General features: G+C 61.9%; 22 protein-coding genes. 7 read left to right on the forward strand and 15 right to left on the reverse strand.

Features of this window, described 5'->3' with window-relative positions; genetic code table 11:
* Nucleotides 1–13: 13 nt before the first annotated feature.
* On the forward strand, nucleotides 14–640 hold the full coding sequence (locus AB4Y87_RS04325) for a thioesterase II family protein (protein ID WP_442003204.1): 627 nt from the start codon (nucleotides 14–16) through the stop codon (nucleotides 638–640).
* A gap of 92 nt (nucleotides 641–732) precedes the next feature.
* On the opposite strand, the gene AB4Y87_RS04330 is transcribed toward AB4Y87_RS04325, so the two are convergent.
* From AB4Y87_RS04330 to AB4Y87_RS04345, 4 genes are all read right to left on the reverse strand, one after another.
* Nucleotides 733–1,344 (reverse strand): NAD(P)H-dependent oxidoreductase, encoded by a 612-nt coding sequence (locus AB4Y87_RS04330; protein ID WP_442003205.1) that lies wholly within the window; start codon nucleotides 1,342–1,344, stop codon nucleotides 733–735.
* Nucleotides 1,345–1,383: 39 nt separating this feature from the next.
* The gene (locus AB4Y87_RS04335; protein ID WP_442003206.1) at nucleotides 1,384–1,629 is read right to left on the reverse strand and encodes an acyl carrier protein; all 246 of its coding nucleotides are present in this window, start codon (nucleotides 1,627–1,629) and stop codon (nucleotides 1,384–1,386) included.
* A gap of 88 nt (nucleotides 1,630–1,717) precedes the next feature.
* Nucleotides 1,718–2,692 (reverse strand): beta-ketoacyl-ACP synthase III, encoded by a 975-nt coding sequence (locus AB4Y87_RS04340; RefSeq protein ID WP_442003207.1) that lies wholly within the window; start codon nucleotides 2,690–2,692, stop codon nucleotides 1,718–1,720.
* Nucleotides 2,689–3,741 carry an AvrD family protein gene (locus tag AB4Y87_RS04345; protein WP_442003208.1) on the reverse strand — a complete coding sequence of 351 codons (1,053 nt, stop codon included), beginning with the start codon at nucleotides 3,739–3,741 and terminating at the stop codon, nucleotides 2,689–2,691. The genes AB4Y87_RS04340 and AB4Y87_RS04345 overlap by 4 nt, the downstream gene beginning before the upstream one ends.
* A gap of 180 nt (nucleotides 3,742–3,921) precedes the next feature.
* Between AB4Y87_RS04345 and AB4Y87_RS04350 the strand changes: the two genes are divergently transcribed.
* A complete protein-coding gene (locus AB4Y87_RS04350) occupies nucleotides 3,922–4,758 on the forward strand; it encodes an alpha/beta fold hydrolase (protein ID WP_442003209.1) in 837 nt (278 codons plus the stop codon).
* Between the two features lie 5 nt (nucleotides 4,759–4,763).
* Here the strand turns inward: AB4Y87_RS04350 and AB4Y87_RS04355 are convergent, their stop codons facing one another.
* The 10 genes from AB4Y87_RS04355 to AB4Y87_RS04400 all read right to left on the reverse strand — a co-directional run bounded on the left by AB4Y87_RS04355 (nucleotide 4,764) and on the right by AB4Y87_RS04400 (nucleotide 11,702).
* The gene (locus tag AB4Y87_RS04355; protein WP_442003210.1) at nucleotides 4,764–6,311 is read right to left on the reverse strand and encodes a CYTH and CHAD domain-containing protein; all 1,548 of its coding nucleotides are present in this window, start codon (nucleotides 6,309–6,311) and stop codon (nucleotides 4,764–4,766) included.
* Between the two features lie 96 nt (nucleotides 6,312–6,407).
* Nucleotides 6,408–6,893, reverse strand: coding sequence for an SRPBCC family protein (locus AB4Y87_RS04360; protein ID WP_442003211.1), 486 nt, complete (start codon nucleotides 6,891–6,893; stop codon nucleotides 6,408–6,410).
* A 130-nt stretch (nucleotides 6,894–7,023) separates the two neighbouring features.
* On the reverse strand, nucleotides 7,024–7,395 hold the full coding sequence (locus AB4Y87_RS04365; protein WP_442003212.1) for a hypothetical protein: 372 nt from the start codon (nucleotides 7,393–7,395) through the stop codon (nucleotides 7,024–7,026).
* Between the two features lie 126 nt (nucleotides 7,396–7,521).
* Nucleotides 7,522–7,857, reverse strand: a complete 336-nt coding sequence (locus AB4Y87_RS04370) for a PRC-barrel domain-containing protein (RefSeq protein WP_442003213.1) — start codon at nucleotides 7,855–7,857, stop codon at nucleotides 7,522–7,524.
* Nucleotides 7,844–8,272: a hypothetical protein gene (locus tag AB4Y87_RS04375; RefSeq protein ID WP_442003214.1), complete on the reverse strand. Its 429-nt coding sequence runs from the start codon at nucleotides 8,270–8,272 to the stop codon at nucleotides 7,844–7,846. Before AB4Y87_RS04375 ends, AB4Y87_RS04370 begins: the two co-directional genes overlap by 14 nt.
* The gene (locus AB4Y87_RS04380) at nucleotides 8,269–9,498 is read right to left on the reverse strand and encodes an Nramp family divalent metal transporter (protein ID WP_442003215.1); all 1,230 of its coding nucleotides are present in this window, start codon (nucleotides 9,496–9,498) and stop codon (nucleotides 8,269–8,271) included. The genes AB4Y87_RS04375 and AB4Y87_RS04380 overlap by 4 nt, the downstream gene beginning before the upstream one ends.
* Complete coding sequence (locus AB4Y87_RS04385; protein WP_442003216.1) at nucleotides 9,495–9,980, reverse strand: hypothetical protein; 486 nt, start codon at nucleotides 9,978–9,980, stop codon at nucleotides 9,495–9,497. Before AB4Y87_RS04385 ends, AB4Y87_RS04380 begins: the two co-directional genes overlap by 4 nt.
* A complete protein-coding gene (locus AB4Y87_RS04390) occupies nucleotides 9,977–10,180 on the reverse strand; it encodes a hypothetical protein (protein ID WP_442003217.1) in 204 nt (67 codons plus the stop codon). Before AB4Y87_RS04390 ends, AB4Y87_RS04385 begins: the two co-directional genes overlap by 4 nt.
* A 369-nt stretch (nucleotides 10,181–10,549) precedes the next feature.
* Entirely contained in the window at nucleotides 10,550–10,708 is a 159-nt protein-coding gene (locus AB4Y87_RS04395; protein ID WP_216926527.1) for a hypothetical protein, read from the reverse strand.
* A 229-nt stretch (nucleotides 10,709–10,937) separates the two neighbouring features.
* Complete coding sequence (locus AB4Y87_RS04400) at nucleotides 10,938–11,702, reverse strand: IclR family transcriptional regulator (RefSeq protein WP_442003218.1); 765 nt, start codon at nucleotides 11,700–11,702, stop codon at nucleotides 10,938–10,940.
* Between the two features lie 112 nt (nucleotides 11,703–11,814).
* On the opposite strand from AB4Y87_RS04400, the gene AB4Y87_RS04405 reads away from it, so the two are divergent.
* The 4 genes from AB4Y87_RS04405 to AB4Y87_RS04420 all read left to right on the forward strand — a co-directional run bounded on the left by AB4Y87_RS04405 (nucleotide 11,815) and on the right by AB4Y87_RS04420 (nucleotide 16,019).
* The gene (locus AB4Y87_RS04405; RefSeq protein WP_442003219.1) at nucleotides 11,815–13,194 is read left to right on the forward strand and encodes an SLC13 family permease; all 1,380 of its coding nucleotides are present in this window, start codon (nucleotides 11,815–11,817) and stop codon (nucleotides 13,192–13,194) included.
* Between the two features lie 57 nt (nucleotides 13,195–13,251).
* The gene (locus AB4Y87_RS04410) at nucleotides 13,252–14,481 is read left to right on the forward strand and encodes a CaiB/BaiF CoA transferase family protein (protein WP_442003220.1); all 1,230 of its coding nucleotides are present in this window, start codon (nucleotides 13,252–13,254) and stop codon (nucleotides 14,479–14,481) included.
* On the forward strand, nucleotides 14,478–15,350 hold the full coding sequence (locus tag AB4Y87_RS04415; protein WP_442003221.1) for an enoyl-CoA hydratase/isomerase family protein: 873 nt from the start codon (nucleotides 14,478–14,480) through the stop codon (nucleotides 15,348–15,350). Before AB4Y87_RS04410 ends, AB4Y87_RS04415 begins: the two co-directional genes overlap by 4 nt.
* Nucleotides 15,351–15,437: 87 nt before the next feature.
* The gene (locus tag AB4Y87_RS04420; RefSeq protein WP_442003222.1) at nucleotides 15,438–16,019 is read left to right on the forward strand and encodes an AAA family ATPase; all 582 of its coding nucleotides are present in this window, start codon (nucleotides 15,438–15,440) and stop codon (nucleotides 16,017–16,019) included.
* 84 nt (nucleotides 16,020–16,103) lie between these two features.
* Here the strand turns inward: AB4Y87_RS04420 and AB4Y87_RS04425 are convergent, their stop codons facing one another.
* Complete coding sequence (locus AB4Y87_RS04425) at nucleotides 16,104–16,838, reverse strand: NUDIX hydrolase (protein WP_442003223.1); 735 nt, start codon at nucleotides 16,836–16,838, stop codon at nucleotides 16,104–16,106.
* 105 nt (nucleotides 16,839–16,943) lie between these two features.
* On the opposite strand from AB4Y87_RS04425, the gene AB4Y87_RS04430 reads away from it, so the two are divergent.
* Nucleotides 16,944–17,966 (forward strand): SPFH domain-containing protein, encoded by a 1,023-nt coding sequence (locus AB4Y87_RS04430; protein WP_442003224.1) that lies wholly within the window; start codon nucleotides 16,944–16,946, stop codon nucleotides 17,964–17,966.
* Nucleotides 17,967–17,972 lie beyond the last annotated feature (6 nt).

Genomic DNA, 17,972 nt, shown 5'->3' on the forward strand with positions numbered 1-17,972 from the left:
CCAGGACGCCGGCATGCACCTGTTTTGCCTGCACCACGCCGGCGGAACCACAGCCAGTTTTGCGGGCTGGCGTTTTGACGGCATGCACGTCACCAAGCTCGCATACCGCGGCAGGGATTTCCGTTCCGTTGGCGGTGCCGCGGCCGCTATGGCCGAACGAATCGCAAGCTCGCAGTCCGGGCAATTGGCGCTCTATGGCCACAGCATGGGGGCGGTGCTCGCCTTCGAGGCCGCCCTTCGGCTTCAGGAAACCGGGCGGGTGGTGCACGTGTTCCTCGCAGCCGCGCGGCCGCCGTCGGGAATGTACGACGCCGGTGCTGCCGCGGCAGCCGCGTCCAGCACCCTTTCCGAGCGGGCCCGGGAAGTACTGCTTGAGGATCTGGCATTGTTGGAGAGCTATCCCGGCAGGCTGCCCGCCGGCCAGTTGGAGGTCCCGGCCACGGTCCTCTACAGCTCTGATGACCCTGTGGTTACGGCTTCAGAGTCACTGCGCTGGGCGGACTGGTGCGCGCAGAAGCCACGATTGATCGATGTCGCGGCCGGGGGCCATCTGTTCCATGTAGGCAACCCGAAGGTCCGGGCGATCGTGGCAGCCACCCTGTCCGCCGAGGCCGCTTGTGACACGCATGCCGCGTTGTGACGCACAAACTATTCGGCGACATGGAAAAAGCCTGGCGACGCCCGGATATGGGCGTCGCCAGGCTTTTTCCGTGGCCCTGAAACCAGGAGGCCCTAAACTCCCGCGCTCACGAGTTCGCGGTCCAGCGCTTCCTTGCCAGCGGCGAAGATAGCGGCCATCTCCGCAACCCGCCGCCCCAAGTGCCCTGCAGTAGCGATGTCTGCAGGGTGAACGCCTTCGACACCAACGTCCGAGAATGTCTGGGCGGCGGCACCGTTGAAGTAGCCAAAGCGGTTGAGATCGTTTTCTGTGCCCTTGGTGCTCTTCCATCCCGGGAGCAGGCCCAGGTTGATCCAGTTCATACCGTGCTGGGCTGCGAAAGTGGAGAAGTAGTCCAGGGTGGAATTCTTGTCACCGGCTTTGCAGGCGGCATTGGTAAAGCCGGCACCCAACTTGTTGTGCCATTTCTGCACGGCCCAGCGGCCTGCGGTCTTCTCGGCGAACGCATGGAAGGCCGATGGTGCGGTGCCCATGTAGGTGGGGGCGCCGAAAATTATGGCGTCTGCCTGGTCGATGAAGTCCCAGGATTCCTGGGTCAGCTCATCCACGCGCAGGAGGGCCGTTGTGGCTCCGGTGGCGGCGGCAGCGGAAACCACTGCGTCTGCCAGCACCTTGGTGTGGCCCGAGCCTGAATAATAAACAACTGCAATCGCCGGAGTGGGCATGGGTGTCCTTACTGTTTGCGTCTTCTTGTGATGGTGTGACTAGATGGCGGGCTGCAGGGCCAGCTTTTCCGTGAGCATGCTGGCTGCGGCGCGGGCGCTGCCCGCCTCGGTGAGCTCGAATTCATCCACGCGAACACCGAACTTGTTGCTAAGGATCACGGCGGCTTCAACAAGTGACAGAGAATCGATGTCAAGGTCAGAGAACGAGTCGTCAGGCCCCATGTGGCCGAGCTCGTCCATGGTGGACCCGATCGCCCCTACGACGTCCATAGCTGTAATTTCCATTGCTTCCCCCTTTTACAGGTGGCCCGGGTTAGCCGGTGCCACAGTGGTCCTGCACGGCACCCCGGCCTGCAGGAATCGGTGTCCGGCCCTAGTGCGGGTCGACAACCGAGATCGATGGCCATGTCATGGCAATGGCTCCCCAGGTGGTTCCTCCGCCAAAGGCAGTCAGGACCACCTTGTCTCCGGGGCTCCTGTGGCCTTTGGTTCCGGCGTCGGTCATGGCCAGCGGAATGGATGCGGCTGACGTATTGCCCACCCTGTCCAGGTGCACCTCGGCCCTGGATTCCGGAATGCCGGTCACCGACGCAACGGTGTTCAGGATTCGAAGGTTCGCCTGGTGTGCAATCAAGGAATCGACGTCATCGGCGGCCCAGCCAGCGCTGGCGAGCACTGTTTCCACGGAACCGGACATCGCTGCTACTGCCTGCGTGAAAACCTCTTTGCCCTGCATCTCAAAGAATGAACCCGGACCTTCCGGCACGTGGATGAGTGTTTCGCCCTTGCCATCGGAGTGCAGCGTTGACGCCTTGATGGCCCCGGGTTCGTCTGCTGTTCCGGCCGACAGGTAGGCCGCGCCCGCTCCGTCACCGAAGATCACCGAGGTGGTCCGGTCCGTCGGATCGAGCAGGCGGGTGAAGGTGTCCGCGCCGATGACCAGTGCCGAGTCCACGGATCCTGAACGGATGGCCCACGTGGCGGTAGTCAAGGCATAGACAAATCCGGAGCAAACCGCGGACATGTCGAATGCAGCGATGCCCTTCAACCCCAGGTTTGCTGCGACCTTGGGTGCCGTGGCCGGGCAGACCTTGTCCGGCGTCGAGGTCGCCACAATCAAGAGCCCAGACGAATCGACGCCGGCACTGGCCAAGGCACGCCGCCCGGCCATGGTGGCCAGGACGCTGGTGCTTTCCGTTTTGTCGGAGTGGCGGCGTTCGGCGATGCCCGTCCTGCGCCTGATCCATTCGTCGGAGGTGTCCATGACGGCAGAAAGGTGTTCGTTGGTGACTACCTTCCTGGGGAGTGCGCCACCCAGTCCCCGGACCACGGCAGATACGGTGCTCATTTCTTTTCCCCCACGGAAGCACGCACTGTCGCAGCCTTGGACGGCAGTTGGTGCGCAACGCTGCAAACTACCTCGCCGCCGTCGAACGTTCCTACGACGTCGGCGCAGCGCCACCATCCGCCGTCCTTTTCGATCAACCGGCTCTTATGCAGCCGCACTGCAAGGCCGGTCCCCTGCCCGCCCCCATTCTTCGGGCAGGGGCCGCTGAGCGTGATGCGGGTTTTGCGCATCCACAAGGTGTTGCTGTCCGCACGGTTCAGGGAATCGAGCCGGTACAGGAGAACCTGTCCCAGCTGCAGCGAGCCAACAAAGTACTCGACGGCGGACAGCGCCTGTGGGTAGGCGGCCTCCAGCCCGCGGCGGTCATCCAGGCGTCGGCTCAGTGAGGGCTGCTGGCGGAAGGAGAGCCGGGCGCGGGCCGTTCCTTCACCGGCATCTCCTTCACTCGGATCCAGGACGACATCCAGCAGCGAAACCTGCCGTTCTGCCCACAGCCCACCGTAGAGACGCGTGTAGGCGTCACCCACCAAAGCTTCCTCGGACGGCGATTGGACTGACGCGAGCCCAAGTTCGGCGTGCTCATGGGCCACTTCCAAGACCGCGGTCATCGACCCAACAGAGCAGCGAAGGACGGAAGCGTTTCCCAGGTCCTGCAGCGTCGCCCGGCATTCGAGATCGCCCAGCGTACCTTCCACAGGTTCACTGCCACCCGAGATGGTCACCGACGCCAGGTAGGCAGCAGGCAACAGTTCAGGTGAATAGCGGCTGGCCAGCAAGGCCTCTGCCATCCTGGCAGCCAAAACAAGGACATCCGTGGTGCCAAGGTGCGGTGTTTGCTCGGAGTTCCCCTTGATGGACCACGTACCTTCAACGCCGAGAGCGGCACAGGCCGTGAGCGTGGATTCGGAGACCGTATGGTTCACGCGGAGTTCCCGGAGCCTTGGATTGGTGGTCTTGTAGCCATGGCTGAAGAACCGACCGCGGCCATCGCCCAGGAGTTCGTCGATGGAGGCGTAACTCCGGGTGCTGGAGCGTAGGGCAAGTGGCATGGGTATTCCTAGGATCGTCATCGGCGGTGATCCCAGAATCCATCGCGCAGCCGCCGGCAACCAGTGTCCGTGGATGGTGGTGGTGGGAACACCACCCTCACTGCTGTGGGCGTGTCTCTGTGCGTCTGGACAGTAGGCTGGACCTGTTCCACCCAGAACCGCTAAGAAGGGACTTCAGTTTTGGCTTACATCACCGTCGGAAACGAAAACAGCACCGAGATTGAGCTTTATTATGAGGACCACGGGACGGGCCAGCCAGTGGTCCTCATCCATGGGTATCCGCTGGACGGTTCATCGTGGGAGAAGCAAACTGCTGCCCTCCTGGACGCCGGCTACCGCGTCATTACCTACGATCGCCGAGGCTTCGGCAAGTCCAGCAAACCCACGGTGGGCTATGACTACGACACCTTCGCCGCAGACCTGAAGACCCTTCTGGAATCCCTGGACCTGAACGATGCCGTGCTGGTTGGCTTCTCCATGGGAACGGGAGAGGTTGCACGCTACATCAGCACCTACGGTTCGGCCCGGGTGGCGAAGGCCGTCTTCCTCGGTTCGTTGGAGCCGTTCATGCTGAAAACCGACGACAACCCGGACGGCCTTCCGAAGGACGTCTTTAGTGGGTTGTATGAGGCTGCCAAGGCCGACCGCTACGCCTTCTTTACCGAGTTCTTCAAGAACTTCTACAACACCGAAACCTTCCTGGGGACAGAGCGCCTCAGCCAGGAATCCCTGGACGCCAGCTGGAACCTTGCCAGCCAGTCGGGTGCCTTTGCTTCCGCAGCCGCGCAGCCCACATGGCTGACGGACTTCCGGGCGGACATCCCCAAGATCGATGTTCCCGCTTTGATCGTTCACGGCACCGCGGACAACATCCTCCCCATCGACGTCACGGGGCGGCGCTTCAAGAACGCACTGCCCAGCGCCGAGTATCAGGAGATCGAGGGCGCACCCCACGGTCTGTTGTGGACGCACGGCACCGAGGTCAACGAAGCCCTTCTGACCTTCCTCAAGAAGTAGCACCTCTACTTTTTGAGGCGGAGCTTCCGGGCTTTCTTGCCGCTGCGCAGATACTGCTGCTGCGCGGCGTCGGCCTTTGCGCGTTCTGCGGCGTGGAGCAGGCCGTATGTGAAGGCGCTGTTACCGGCACCGGTGGCAGACCCCAGCTTCAAAAGCTCGGCACGGGCCATGGCGCTGTCCTGATGTTCACCCAAAATGGTCTGGACATCATGGGCAGCGTCAGCGAGCTTCGCGGCGCGCTTCCCGTGGACACTTTCAGCGGTGGCCGCGGCGAAGCGCAGCTTTTTGGCAGTCTTGCGGACATTGTGGAACGCCGTGTCACGTGAAGGCCCGACGGCGGCACCCACCGCTGCGTCGTGTCGTTTGGTGAGGCGTTTGGCCGTTTTGTTGACGAGTTTCGCTGTGGTCTTGCGTGCGGGCCCGGTTCCTTTCGGCGCAATGGCAGGAGAGTCCAGGAAGGCTTCGAGCCCATCCAGAAGCCTGAAATAGCGGGGGCTGTTGAGCCGGGTCCTGATGGCTGCCATCGCTGTATCCGCCCGAACTTTCATGCGCTCATCCAGCTCGGCGTGAAGCGGGCCCAAAACCAGCTTCATTGGCAGCTCCTCCGCATCCTTTCGGAGCCGCTCATGGAGGACCTCCACGTCCCGGTAGCGTCCAAGCGTCTTGGCCAACGATTTCAGCTCAAGCTCAAGTTCCTGAACCGGGGAACCCTTGAAAAGCTTTCGGTAACTATGGAGTACCGAGCGGATCCGCCGGGTCAACGAGCGCATCTCATGGACGGAATCGTCACGGTTCATTCGCACATGCGCGTCCTTCAGGAGCAACTTGGCCACCTGGGCGTCGAGGTAGTTCAGCACAGGCACAACGGCCGGACCCTTTCGGCTGGGGACCTCGCGGCCGGCCCCCTTGGCACGCGGCCAGGAATCTCCCAAAGCTGTTGCCAGTTTGGAGGTGCGTTCGCTTGGGCTCGCGCCGGCCTGTGTGAGCTGGGCTGCGACCGCGTCCAGAATGTCATTGCCGTTGTTCGCGTGCCCGCTACCGTTGAGTTCCACTTCCCATTCGCGCCACTGTTGTTCAGCGGGATGTTCGAGCGAAACGGAATCACCCAGTGAAATATGTGCCCGCACGTGGTCATCCACGAACTCCGCCACCCGACCGCCGTCGTCCTGGTAGAGGGGGTAGCTGGTGCGCTCGGTGTTGAGGGTGGCAACTGCAATGACCGCGTGTCCGCGCGTATGAGCAAGGACCCGGTCCATCAATTCCACCGGCACGGTGTCTGTCTGGCCCAAAGGCGCGTGGATCTCGGTGCGACGTCCTGGGCTGTGGGGCAGCTTGAGGTGCCAGCCGGCGTCAGGACCTCCTGTGCGCCGCCGCAACGTGATTCCGCGGGCCGCGAGCGCGAGATTGCTGGTGTCAAAGTAGACCGCTTCCAGGCTATGGGTGGCTGGCTCTCCCACCCGGGCCACGCCGTCGATCTTTTCAAGCCTGGGTAGCGGCGTGGAAGGATCGACGTCGAACTTCCGCTCTGCCTCAACGTTGCTGGACGTTGCCATCAGTTCTCCTCACTGGAGTTCATTCTTCGCGGCATCCGTGGAGGCCGGCCCGTTCGCTGGCCGACCTCCACCGGTAAGAGGCTTACCGAAATCCTTTTAAGCCAATGCTCCTCCGCCTTCGTCCACATCGCCACCGGTTACTGTGCCGCGCCAGGCTCCGGTTTCGTGCCCTGGGGCCTCGATGAACTTCTTAAACTTGTCCAGATCTGCGCCCACGCGCAAACTGTCCACTCCCACTGCCGAGCCGGCCTTTTCGGCGAGGGTGTCCGGCTCCCAGTCGATCTCCACGTTGACGCGGGTATGCCCGGCATCCAACGGTTCAAAGGTCACCGTTCCCGCATTGCGCGGGCCGTCCACGCTCGCCCAGCTGACCAGGGAATCAGGCACCTGCTCAATGATTTGGGCGTTGTATTCGCGCTTCACGCCACCCACGTTCGTTGCAAAGTGGAGCGCCGTATCATCGATCTGCTGCACGGACTCCACCCCGTTCATGAACTCGGGAAAAGTCTCGAACTGCGTCCACTGGTTGTAGGCAACGGACACGGGTACATCTACTTCAATTGATTTATTGACGGTAGCCATGGGTTGTCGCTCCTTCAATGTTCTCTTCTTGTACGGACTCTTTTGAGTTGGGTAATGCCGGCGGCGCGCCAGCCGGCTGGCTGCATAACCGTTGGCGCGCCTGTCTTATGGGGCGCGCCGGGGTTACGGCCTAACCTGCGTCGAAATCCTCTTCGTCGTCGTCCTTGGGTGACTGGTCCCGTGGCAGATCATTGCCACTGCCATCGGCCAGTGAGTCAGCAGGCTGGTCCAGATTCTGCTCGGCCTGGGACTGTTCGTCGATGCCGCCAAAGCGGCCTGCCCCCGGTTCACCGGCGCTGTCTGAGTCCTCAGGATCCAGGTGGCTGAGATTTGGGGCACCGGTTACGTATGTTTCGCCATCGGGGCTGTCCTCGCTCAGGCCGGCTTCGCTGAGATCCTCTTCCACGCGAGGCTGCGCTTGCGATCCGCCCGCTTCCTGCTCTGCTGTAGGGGTGCCGTAGCCTCCCGCTTCCTCTTCAGGCGTGGCGTTCTGCTTGTCCATGTGACCTGTCCTTTCCATGCGGTGGAACGTGTTAATGGAACACTTCGAACCTATAAGGACGGTTGGCGACGTGTCCATGCTTTGAAGAAATTAGTCAGCAAACTTAGCAATTTGGTGCTTGAGGCGCTATCGTGGCAGCCCGGATTCGTAAGCCACGAAGTCCGGACGCAACACCACCTCCTGTGTACCCATCATCGCTATGTCCTCCCACAACACCAGGAACGATCCCCTGTGCCACCAACGCATGAACTGCGCCACCGGCCAGGGCTGCGTCATCCCTTGCCGCTCAAATCCAAGGAATGATGTGGCAGTGCGGGGACTGACGATGATGCCCACCAAACGGGCTCGGCTCAGTAGCTGGGTTGGCGTCGCGTCCAGTGCGAAGCGGGCGTCCGAGATTTGCCCCAGCAGCTCACCGTTGCTGTCCACCACCCTCGTTCCCAAGACGTCATTCAGGATCATGTCTACCTCCCGGAATCCGGCCGATGACATGGTCCCGAAGCCACCGCTCCACCCATGATGCTTCGAGCGAGTCAGAACGCACTCCAACCGTAATAACAGTGTCCACACCGGAAACCGCATCCCATGGAATACGAATCAACCTGTTCGACGGCGGCCTGCCGCCGAAAATACGCGTGCCCAGTATTGCGCCTGTTAGCAGTGCAGTAATAGTGGGCGGTTCTGCGCCTTCCGGGATGGGCTCGTCCGCCGCGGGACCGCTCAACTCAAGGTCGTCCACAGTGGTGACAGGTACGCCGTCGAAGTCCAACACCTGCCGGTCCAGCAGGTGGAGCTGGGCGTCAAGGACCAACCCGGCCGGTCGCGGCGCAGGCCTGATTTCCCTCGGTTGGATCCTCTTGCGCTTGGCGGCACTCATGCGCCTGCTCCTGTAACAATCATGAGCGGAATGGCCGCCAAGGATGCAGCCAGGATGATCACCAAATACACCATTCCGGCAATATTCACTGCCCTGTTGTTAACGTGCTCGCCCATATATTGGGGATCGTTCGCGACAATCAGGATCGGTAGATAGGTGAGCGGAAGGGCGATCGCGGAGAACACCACCGAATACTCCGTCACCAGGATGGGATCTACACCAGTGGCGAGGACTGCGGCACCTGCCAGAAGGACCACGATCATGGAGATATGGAACCTGGCTGCCTGAGCCGGGCGCCGGAACTTTCCCCACGACCACCCAAAGAACTGCGCCAACGTGTAGCCGCTTGAAAGCGTCGTTTCCAGAGCCGCCCCGAATGTAGCGGCCACAACGCCCAAAATCAGCACAGCCAGTGCCAACTGGCCTCCCCCCTGCGCGACGGGCAACGCCACTTGCGAAAGCGTAGTGACGCTGATCCCTGCAGGCAGGAGGACGACGGCGGCGCAAGCGGCGATTGCCACGGAAAGGAACCCGCCCAGTGGGAAACCAAGCAGGACATTCATCCGGGCCTGGAGCAGATCCTTGACCTTCCACCTTTCCTCCACAGCGCCCGAGGAGAAGAAGAAGACCTCATAAGGTGTCATGGCAGCCCCGAACAGTGCGATGGCGAAGTACCAATAGACCCCTGAGCCCTCCTCCTGCGGGACCGAAGGTGCGAACGCCTGGCTGGCCAGGACACCCCAATCGGGCTTGAGCAGGAAAAGCGCCACAGCAAAGACGACCAAGGAGAGTCCCAGGAGCCCGGTGACGTTTTCCATGATCTTGAACTTCACGCGCCAAATCACCAGCCACACGGCCAGCAACGCAACGGGGACCCAAAGCAGGTAAGCCACGCCGCTGGCCAACTGCAGGGACAATGCGATGCCGCCGATTTCGGCGGTGACCGTCATCAGGTTGATCAGGAAGGAAGCGGCAAGGTTGGCCAGCCCGGCACGCGGCCCCATGCGCTCACGAATGACCTCGAAGGTTGCCCTGCCTGAGACGGCTGCCACCCGTCCTGACATGTTGGCAAAGAGGCAGATTCCGACGACGCCGACCACCACCACCCACGCCAGGGAAAGCCCAAAGCGTGAACCTACTACGGCATTGGTCACCAAATCCCCGATGTCAACAAAGCCCCCGATCGCCGTCAGGATGCCCAGCGCAACACCGAGGAGCCGCTTCACTGGATGCCGGCCTTGGTCATGAGGGCTTTGAGCTGATCGGTGGCACTGCGCAACTCACCCAGGACTTCTGGCAGGCCGTGCGCGCCTGATCCCGATTGCCCCTGTTCAGGGCCACCGCTCGGGGCAGTCAACGCATCACGGGCATGGAGCAACGCTCGCGAAATCGTGGCGAAGGAGGCCAGCATGTCATCCCGAAGCGACTTTTCCTCCTCAGTGGGGGCTGTGAAACCTTCAACTTCATCGGCAGCCGACTGGACCTCGCCCAACATGTCATCTGCCGCAGTGGACCCGGCAGCCGCCGTCGTGCTGTCCTTGATCCTGAGGTCCACAGCCAGGGTGGCGGCTTGGACGGCGGAAAACACGTCCTTCGCTGGTCCCCTAAGCGCGTCGGGGGAAGGCCGCTGTGAGCATGCGGTCAGCACCCCGGCGAGTACCGCCAGAGCCAGGAGAATCGACGCGAGGCGCCTGCCATTCGAACTCACGATGGCTGCGGAATCTGGCAGCCGGCTTGTGGATCCATCCCCGTGTAATTAAGGGGCCCGGCCACAATATTCAGGGCGATGGTCGCAAACTGCGAACACTGCGCGGGTGGGGCGTTGTAATAGCCGCGTTGACCGGCCGCTATTGCTGCAATGACGAGCCACACAACTACGAACAGCCCAATAATTGAACCGATTCGCATTTCTTCCCCAATCGATAAAACGGGAAACCCAGGTATTACTACTTACTGGGTGGCCAAGGGCGCGGTCGGGGCGGGGATTCCTACCCTGCCCGCGACCGCAAAACCCGTGTCAATCCGAAGGATTGGTTTCGGTAGTCAAACCGCGATCATCTGCGGTTCGCTCATCCTTTTCTTCTGCCGGCCCGGGCGGATTCGCTGATTCATTCCCTCCAGCATCGGCGGCATCTTCCGAACCCTCCCCGGATGCGTCGCCAACAGGTACCTGATCGTTGGAGGCGGGTGCCCCAAGATCACGGGGGATCGGATGACCTGGTGTCGTGATCCCATCGTGTACCTGGCTGAAGCCGGCAACTTCGGTTGGATCAGTTGTCATACGCGCGACCGGCCCCGGCCAAGAACCCAGCCAATAAGGGCCAAGACCAGCAAGATAATTCCTACCCACAGCAGGAAACTCAAGGCCTGGTTAAAACCGCCAACAAGCAGCAGCACGATCGCAATGACGCCGGCAATCACCAATAGTGTGTTCATCTAAGCTACGCATCCCTTCAAACAAATTTGTCCAGTTAGGAAGGCGTCCGCTGGGACTCCAATTGGAGCTCCACCCCAAAGCAACGGGCACCGAACGGAGAAATGATCTCCTTATTCCGTACTTACCCCAAATGACAACAGTTCAAACAGAACCGCTGCCCTCCGAAGCACGTGCACAGCATCATGATAGGCGCGCGTTCTGTCCCGGCGAAGTATTTCGACAGGAAACTTAGTACCTCTTCGCCGAAAAGGCTCCGAGTGCCTGGCTGATCTCCCGCGCAGTACCCGCAGCGGCCTCGCCGTACTCCTGATACTTGGCAGGCACGATCCTGCTTGAAGGCCCGGAGATGGAGATTGATCCTGCGGCCACGCCGCCTGGTCCCAGCAAAGGAACCCCGATTGAGGTGATTCCCGTACTGAGGCCCTGTTCGTTGATGGAGTATCCGCGGGCGCGGGTTTCCCCGATCATGGCCCTAAGTTGCGCCGGGTCAACGACGGTTTGCGGTGTTAGGGCTTCAAGGGGTGTGGCTAGATATTCATCCACGATTTCGTCCTCAGCAGCGGACAAGTAGGCAATCCCGGTGGAGGACGCGTGCATCGGCAGCCGGGAGCCCAGGGGAAGGAATGCCCTGAGGACGTGGGGCGTGTCCAGGCGTTCGATGATGAGCATGTATCCGAGGTCCGGGACTGCGAGGTGGACCGTCTCCGTGGTGTCCAACTGCAATGCGTTCAGAGGGCCCATGGCGGCGTCGCGGATGACCGAGCCGCTGCTGCCGCGGCTGGCCACAGCAAAGGCATGGTTGGTCAGGACCCACTTTCCCGCCTGGGCTTCAGACTGTGTCACCCATCCCAATTCCGCCAGGGTCCTCAGCATGCGAAGGACCGTAGCCTTCGGGACGTCCACCTCACGGCTTAGCTCAGACAGGCCAGCCGGCTGGTTGTCCGACACGGCTTCAAGAACCCGTATTGCCGTGACCACACTCTGGGTACTCATTCGCACTCCCCCTTGACCGCTCAGTTTCTTATGCCCTACGGTACAGGCGATTTCCCAGAATGAACCATTGGTTCATCCAGTGAACCGACGATGTTTGATTGGAGAACGGCTCTTGGAACAACAAATAACTGCCCTCGCCATCTTTGTGGGCGTCTTCGTCCTGGCAACCCTGCGCAAAGTGCACATTGGCGTGCTCATGTTCGCAGCGGCTGCCGGCGTTGGCGTTTGGATGGCAGGGATGACCATCGACAAAGTGGTGGCGGGTTTCCCCGTCGGGATCCTCGTCCTGCTCGTAGGCGTCACGTATTTCTTCTCGATCGCCCAGGCCAACGGAACCATCGACCGCATCATCGAGATGGCCATCACCAAAGTAGGTGACCGCGCCTTCTTTCTCCCCATCGCATTTTTCGCGCTCACCATCGGCATCTCAGCCATGGGTTCCCCCTTGGCAGGCTTGGTCATGGCCCCCATCGGCATGCCACTCGCCAAGCGCTATGGCATCGACCGCATGCTGATGGGGATCGCCATTGGCTCCGGCCTGAGTGCAGGTGGCTTCGCCCCCACCAGCTTGTACGGCATTGTCACGTACGGCACAGCCCGGGCAGCGGGAATCGACCTTGATCCTCTGGTCCTCTTCAGCGTCGCCCTGGGAACCAATCTCCTGCTGCTGGCCGCCGCTTATGTCATGTTCGGCGGGTTCAAACTGCTCAACACGCGTACCGCTGACGGATTCGGCACCCAGCTGCCATCCTTCAGCGCAAGCCGCCCGACGCCGTCGCACCCCTTTGAGCGCGAAGGCAACATTGCGCGCAGCAAGCAAGCCGCCGTTCAGGTCCTTGACCCGGCGGCGGCGGCGGAAGTAACGGCGTCGGCCTCAAAGCTCAACCGCAATCAAATCATCACGGTGCTGTGCATGGCCGGGCTGGTTGTCACCGTCATCCTCATGTCGGTCCTGGGCTCAAATCCGGACATCGGCGTTCTCTGCTTCGCGTTCGCCTCAGTCCTCACCCTCTGCGATCCGCAGTCCGGGAAATCGGCTGTATCGAAGATCGACTGGTCCACTGTGTTGCTGGTGGGCGGGATCATCACGTTCGTCGGAGTCCTTCAGACCATGGGAGCCGTCGCGATGCTCGGCGAAGCAGCGGGCGCCGTCGGGACTCCCCTGCTGGCCGCGCTGGTGATCTGCGGGATCGGCGGACTCATCTCCGCGTTCGCTTCCACCACCGGAATGCTGGCTGCATTGGTTCCCCTGGCACTGCCACTCGTGGCTTCCGGAGACATCGCCGGGTGGGCTGTCATCGCTGCGCTGGGTGTGTGTTCCTCGATCGTTGACGTCTCGCCGTTCTCGACCGTCGGCGCCACCTTCGTGGCCACGGTCGATGCAGATGAGCGGCCCCGCATTACCAGGCTCCTCACCCGTTGGGGGCTGTCCATGGTGGTGGTCGGACCCCTGCTGCTGGTCGGAGCGCTGGTGGTTCCGTCGAGCCTCTAGCTTCCTTTTCACACTCTTCTATGCACTCAAGTCTCCTATGCACGAAAGGTGCCCACCATGCTCAAACCACTCCGCGGAATCACCGTGGTCGATCTCAGCCGAGCCCTCGCGGGACCCTACTGCACCGCACTCCTGGCCGATATGGGTGCCCGGATCATTAAGGTGGAAAGCATCAATGGGGGCGATACCGCCCGCCAATGGCCGCCGTTCCAAGATGGCCACAGCCTCTACTTCGATTCTGTGAACCGGAACAAATCCTCTGTATGCGTCGATTTCTACTCAGCCGAGGGACGCGACATCCTCTCCACGCTGATCGCCGAGGCCGACGTCCTGGTGGAGAACTTCAAACCCGGCACCCTTGAGAAAATGGGGTTCGCCTCTTCACGATTGGACGAACTCAATCCCGGGCTCGTCGTCGGATCCGTCACCGGGTTCGGCAACACTGGGCCTCTTAAGGACGACGCCGGACTGGATCAGGTCATCCAGGGAATGTCCGGACTGATGTCGGTCACGGGGTCCGGTGCCGGCGAAACATACCGGGTTGGGATACCGATCGTGGATATCACCTCCGGAATGGTGTGCGCGTTTGGGATCCTCGCAGCGCTGCTCGGGGCCCGCAATGGTGTGAACGCCAGCAGGGTGTCCACTTCACTTTTGGAAACCGCGTTGAACCTGTCTGCTTTTCAAGGACAGAAGGCGCTCAGCCTCGGCGAAGCGCCCACGCCACAAGGGAACAACCACCCAGTCATCGCCCCTTACGGCAAGTTCGCCACCGCCACCGAACCCATCAACATCGCAGTGGGCAGCGACAAACAGTGGAAGGAATTCTGTGGCTTGTTAGGCATTCCCTTGGCTGTAGAGGATCCCCGCTTCATCACTGGTGCAGACCGATCAGCCAACAGGCAGCTGCTTACCGAACTCATCGAAGCTGCCTTGGCGGGCAAACCAGCTGCCGAATGGGTGTCCTTGATCAGCCAGGCGGGTATCCCCTGCGGTCCCATCTACGACTACGTACAGGCGCTGGCTTCCGAGCAGGTTGCCGCTCTGGGTCTTGTCCAGCACACCCAGCGGCGGGATGGCTCTGAGCTTCCACTCCTGCGCGGGCCACTGAGCTTGGACGGCGAGGCCAGCGAGATCGTGTCGCCCCCGCCGCTGCTCGGCGAACACACCACCGAAGTACTCATGGAACTGGGAATGACGCACGACGACGTCACCCGGCTTGGGCGGGAGGGTCGCGTTCTCTGCGGGCCGGCGTCGGTTTCGGCACAGATTGGAGTCCTGCGATGAGCACAGTTTCCCAGGCTTCGTCTGTTTCCCCTGTTTCGCATGAGGGCGTTGTGGGCGTTGTGGGCCTTGTGGGCCGCATGGCGGTTTCGGTGGCTGGTGGCATAGCGACCGTGGAAATCTGCAACCCTGCGCAACGCAATGCCCTCACCAAGGCCATGTGCCTGGAAATCCAGGAGCTGATGCCCCGGCTCGAAGCCGATCCCGAAATCGCTGTGGTGGCTCTGCGCGGTGCGGGCGACACCTTCTGCGCAGGGGCTTCCATCAGCGAACTCTCGTCCGTGCTGTTGGATCCCCAGGCGGACGGTTCGGTGGTTGACCACCTCAGCCTGGCCGATCACGCCATTGCATCGCTTTCCAAACCGACCGTAGCCTTGGTTGACGGAGCCTGCATGGGCGGAGGGTGGCAAATCGCCTCGGCCTGCGACTTCATCATCGCCAGCGAGCTCGCCGTCTTCGGACTGACCCCGGCCAAAATCGGCATCATCTACCCCCGCCCGGGCATTGAACGGCTGGTCCGCTTGGTGGGGCACGCCAACGCCAAATACATCCTCCTTACTGGGCAAACATTTAGCGCAACGCAAGCCCAAGCGCTGGGTTTGGTGGCCGACGTCGTTCCTTCCGAATCCTTTGAGCAACAGTGCGAGGCGCTTCTTGGTTCCCTGCGGAGCCGCTCGCGTTTCTCGGTGCATTCCATGAAGCGGCTGGTGGACCTGGAGGCTGCGGATGCTTCGGACTCGGGACAGCCTGACATTGATCAGGAGTGGGCTGCCGCCTGGTCCGCGATGCCTGACAGTCCTGACATGGAGATCGGCATCAGCGCCTTCCTGAACCGTGAGCAACCCCGGTTTAAGTGGCGGCCTCTTGGGTGAGCAGGGCTTGCCCGGGACGTGATCTATGCCTCGATCAGGGACAAGACCGGCCTTTCCTCCGTTGGAATAGAGACGACGGGAGGCCCCATGCTCATTGTTCTGACAGGAATAGACGGTTCAGGAAAGACGACCGCGGCCCGCGCCTTGGTGGATTCGGCTCGCGCTGAGGGGCGGAACGCGCTGCTCCTCAGCAATCACGCCGCACGCCGAAGGATGTCGCTCCTTTCGGAGCGGTTCGGGTGGAAGTTACCGACACGCGGTGCCGATTTTATTGAGACGTGCATCCGCCTGGGCAACGTCCTTGTTTCACATGCACGAGCCCGGAACTTCAGCGGTCTGGTGGTCATGGACAGGCATCTGTACTGCCAACTCGCACTGCGCCGCGCTGCTGGTTTGGGCCGGGGCCGGCTGCTCCCCTGGCTGATGGAAAAGCTCCCCGGTCCGGACCTCATAGTCCACTTGGACGTTGACCCACGCCGTGCTCATGAACGGGTCATGGCGCGGGGCACGGACCACGAAGAGCTAGCGGATCTGGAAGCTTTCCGGGCTGCGTACCGCTCGCTCCCGGAGTTCGCCGACTTCCTCGGGGTTGACGCCAACGGAACGCCCGACGACGTGTTCGCCAAGCTGAACCGGGTGCTCGCCGCGAAGGAACCGGTCCGCGTTTAAACCCCAACTGGCTGGCAGTAGTGGTTGTTCTGAACGCTGGGAGCAACCACTACTGCCAGCTACTTTTGAATCTCGGGCCGGCGATTAGTCGCGTGGGCGCATCAGGGGCGGGTTCAGGACGGCCTTGGTGGGGTGGCCCGGCGTCTGGCGCGCTTCCGGGGCGAGACGGAACAGCGCGGCCGGGCGGCCGGCGTCGCCCGTTGTCATGCGGCCAGTGTCCTCAAGGAAGCCAGGAGTCCCTGTAGCTTTTCGGTGGAAGTTGCGCGGGTCCAGGCGGGTTCCCCACACGGCTTCGTACACGGCCCGGAGATGGGCGATAGTGAATTCCTCGCCGCAGAAGGCTGCGGCCAAGGGTGAGTATTCAAGCTTGGACTTGGCGCGTTCCAAGGCGTCGTCGAGGATTCTCGCGTGGTCGAACGCCAGCTGGACGCTGCCGTCCAGAACCTGTTTCACCGGGTACCAGCCAGCCTGCTCCGCATCGCTGCCGGCCGCGAGAACCGGAAAGTCCGGCGCCAGCAACAGGTGGGCAACGGTGAGGACGTCGCCCCGGGGGTCGCGCCCCTTCGGGCCGTAACTCCCCAATTGCTCCAGGTGTCCGGGGAGATGCTCGACGCCGGTCTCCTCCGCGAGCTCCCGGCTCGCCGCCTCGAGCAGTTCTTCGCCGGCGAGTACGAAACCGCCCGGCAGGGCGAGCTTGCCCTGAAACGGCTCGATCAGGCGGGTAATGAGCAGGACGTTCAGCCCRCCGTCGCGAACGGTTAGGGCGACGACGTCGACGGTCACCGGAAAGCGCACGGGCGCCGCATGGGATTCAGGCATGAAGCAATCGTAGAGACTTAATCGTCACCTTGACAATAATCCCAGGCCAGCCGTACTGTTTTAATATCGTCAAATTGACGATAAAGAAACGAAAAGGAGAGCATCATGGCCACCATCAAGCGCTACCCCTGGATCAACCACTTCCTTGGGAGCCCCACTGGCTACGTCGTTCACCTGCAGAAGGGCACGGTGRAGCACCAAGGAGTGGGGCAGGCATTCTGGTTCCGGCCCGCGAACTCCGTACTGAGCGAAGTTCCCGTTGACGATCAGGAACTGCCCACGCTGTTCCACGCCATCACCCGCGACCACCAAGACGTGAGCGTGCAGGCCAATGTGACCTACCGCTTCATCGATCCTGTCGCCGTTTCCACGCGCCTCGACTTCGGCCTGCAAACAGCCGGATCCGCACCGGCAACGGGCCGGGAGCAGGTGTCCACGATCATCGGCCAGCTCTGCCAGAGCCACGCGATCGACCAAATCGCCGCCACCACGCTCGCCGAAGCACTCGAACGCGGAGTCAGCCAACTACGGATGGTCCTTACCGATGCCCTGCGGGCCGACGCCAGGCTCCAGTCCACGGGTATCGAAATCCTCGGTGTCCAGGTCCTCGCGGTGCGGCCCGAGTCCGACGTCGAACGCGCGTTGCAGACCCCAGTGCGTGAACGGCTCCAGGCCGAAGCGGACCGGGCCGTGTACGAGAGGCGGGCAGTCGCCGTCGAGCGTGAACGTACGATTTCCGAGAACGAGATGGCGAGTCAGATCGAACTCGCAGTGCGGCGTGAAAACCTGGTGGCACAGGAAGGAGCCAACGCACGTCGCAGTGCCGAAGAGAAGGCGGCCGCCGGACTCATCGAGGCCCAAGGATCCGCGGAACGAAAGGGAATCGGCGCGGCCGCCGAAGCCAACCAGATCCGACTGGTAGGTGAAGCAGCCGCAGCCCGCGAAGCTGCCACCATGGAGGTTTACCGCGGAATGGAGCAGGCTACCCTGCTGGCCCTGGCACTCAAGGACGCAGCTGGATCCCTTCCAAACATCGGGAACCTGACCATCACTCCGGACCTGCTGAGTGGAGCGCTTGCCGGCCTGTTCAAGGAACCGACCGCGATCGTCACGCCGGAAGCCAAGTAGGGACAG

It is taken from the genome of Paenarthrobacter sp. RAF54_2, from assembly GCF_052113945.1.
In the GTDB taxonomy this organism is placed as follows: domain Bacteria; phylum Actinomycetota; class Actinomycetes; order Actinomycetales; family Micrococcaceae; genus Arthrobacter.

Coding starts and splice junctions, on each gene's coding strand:
- AB4Y87_RS04345 (WP_442003208.1), bottom strand. CDS start 3,741: ATGCCACTTGCCCTACGCTCCAGCACCCGGAGTTACGCCTCCATCGAC.
- AB4Y87_RS04335 (WP_442003206.1), bottom strand. CDS start 1,629: ATGGAAATTACAGCTATGGACGTCGTAGGGGCGATCGGGTCCACCATG.
- AB4Y87_RS04390 (WP_442003217.1), bottom strand. CDS start 10,180: ATGCGAATCGGTTCAATTATTGGGCTGTTCGTAGTTGTGTGGCTCGTC.
- AB4Y87_RS04400 (WP_442003218.1), bottom strand. CDS start 11,702: ATGAGTACCCAGAGTGTGGTCACGGCAATACGGGTTCTTGAAGCCGTG.
- AB4Y87_RS04395 (WP_216926527.1), bottom strand. CDS start 10,708: ATGAACACACTATTGGTGATTGCCGGCGTCATTGCGATCGTGCTGCTG.
- AB4Y87_RS04360 (WP_442003211.1), bottom strand. CDS start 6,893: ATGGCTACCGTCAATAAATCAATTGAAGTAGATGTACCCGTGTCCGTT.
- AB4Y87_RS04340 (WP_442003207.1), bottom strand. CDS start 2,692: ATGAGCACCGTATCTGCCGTGGTCCGGGGACTGGGTGGCGCACTCCCC.
- AB4Y87_RS04420 (WP_442003222.1), top strand. CDS start 15,438: ATGCTCATTGTTCTGACAGGAATAGACGGTTCAGGAAAGACGACCGCG.
- AB4Y87_RS04370 (WP_442003213.1), bottom strand. CDS start 7,857: ATGATCCTGAATGACGTCTTGGGAACGAGGGTGGTGGACAGCAACGGT.
- AB4Y87_RS04365 (WP_442003212.1), bottom strand. CDS start 7,395: ATGGACAAGCAGAACGCCACGCCTGAAGAGGAAGCGGGAGGCTACGGC.
- AB4Y87_RS04330 (WP_442003205.1), bottom strand. CDS start 1,344: ATGCCCACTCCGGCGATTGCAGTTGTTTATTATTCAGGCTCGGGCCAC.
- AB4Y87_RS04410 (WP_442003220.1), top strand. CDS start 13,252: ATGCTCAAACCACTCCGCGGAATCACCGTGGTCGATCTCAGCCGAGCC.
- AB4Y87_RS04355 (WP_442003210.1), bottom strand. CDS start 6,311: ATGGCAACGTCCAGCAACGTTGAGGCAGAGCGGAAGTTCGACGTCGAT.
- AB4Y87_RS04375 (WP_442003214.1), bottom strand. CDS start 8,272: ATGAGTGCCGCCAAGCGCAAGAGGATCCAACCGAGGGAAATCAGGCCT.
- AB4Y87_RS04325 (WP_442003204.1), top strand. CDS start 14: ATGCACCTGTTTTGCCTGCACCACGCCGGCGGAACCACAGCCAGTTTT.
- AB4Y87_RS04415 (WP_442003221.1), top strand. CDS start 14,478: ATGAGCACAGTTTCCCAGGCTTCGTCTGTTTCCCCTGTTTCGCATGAG.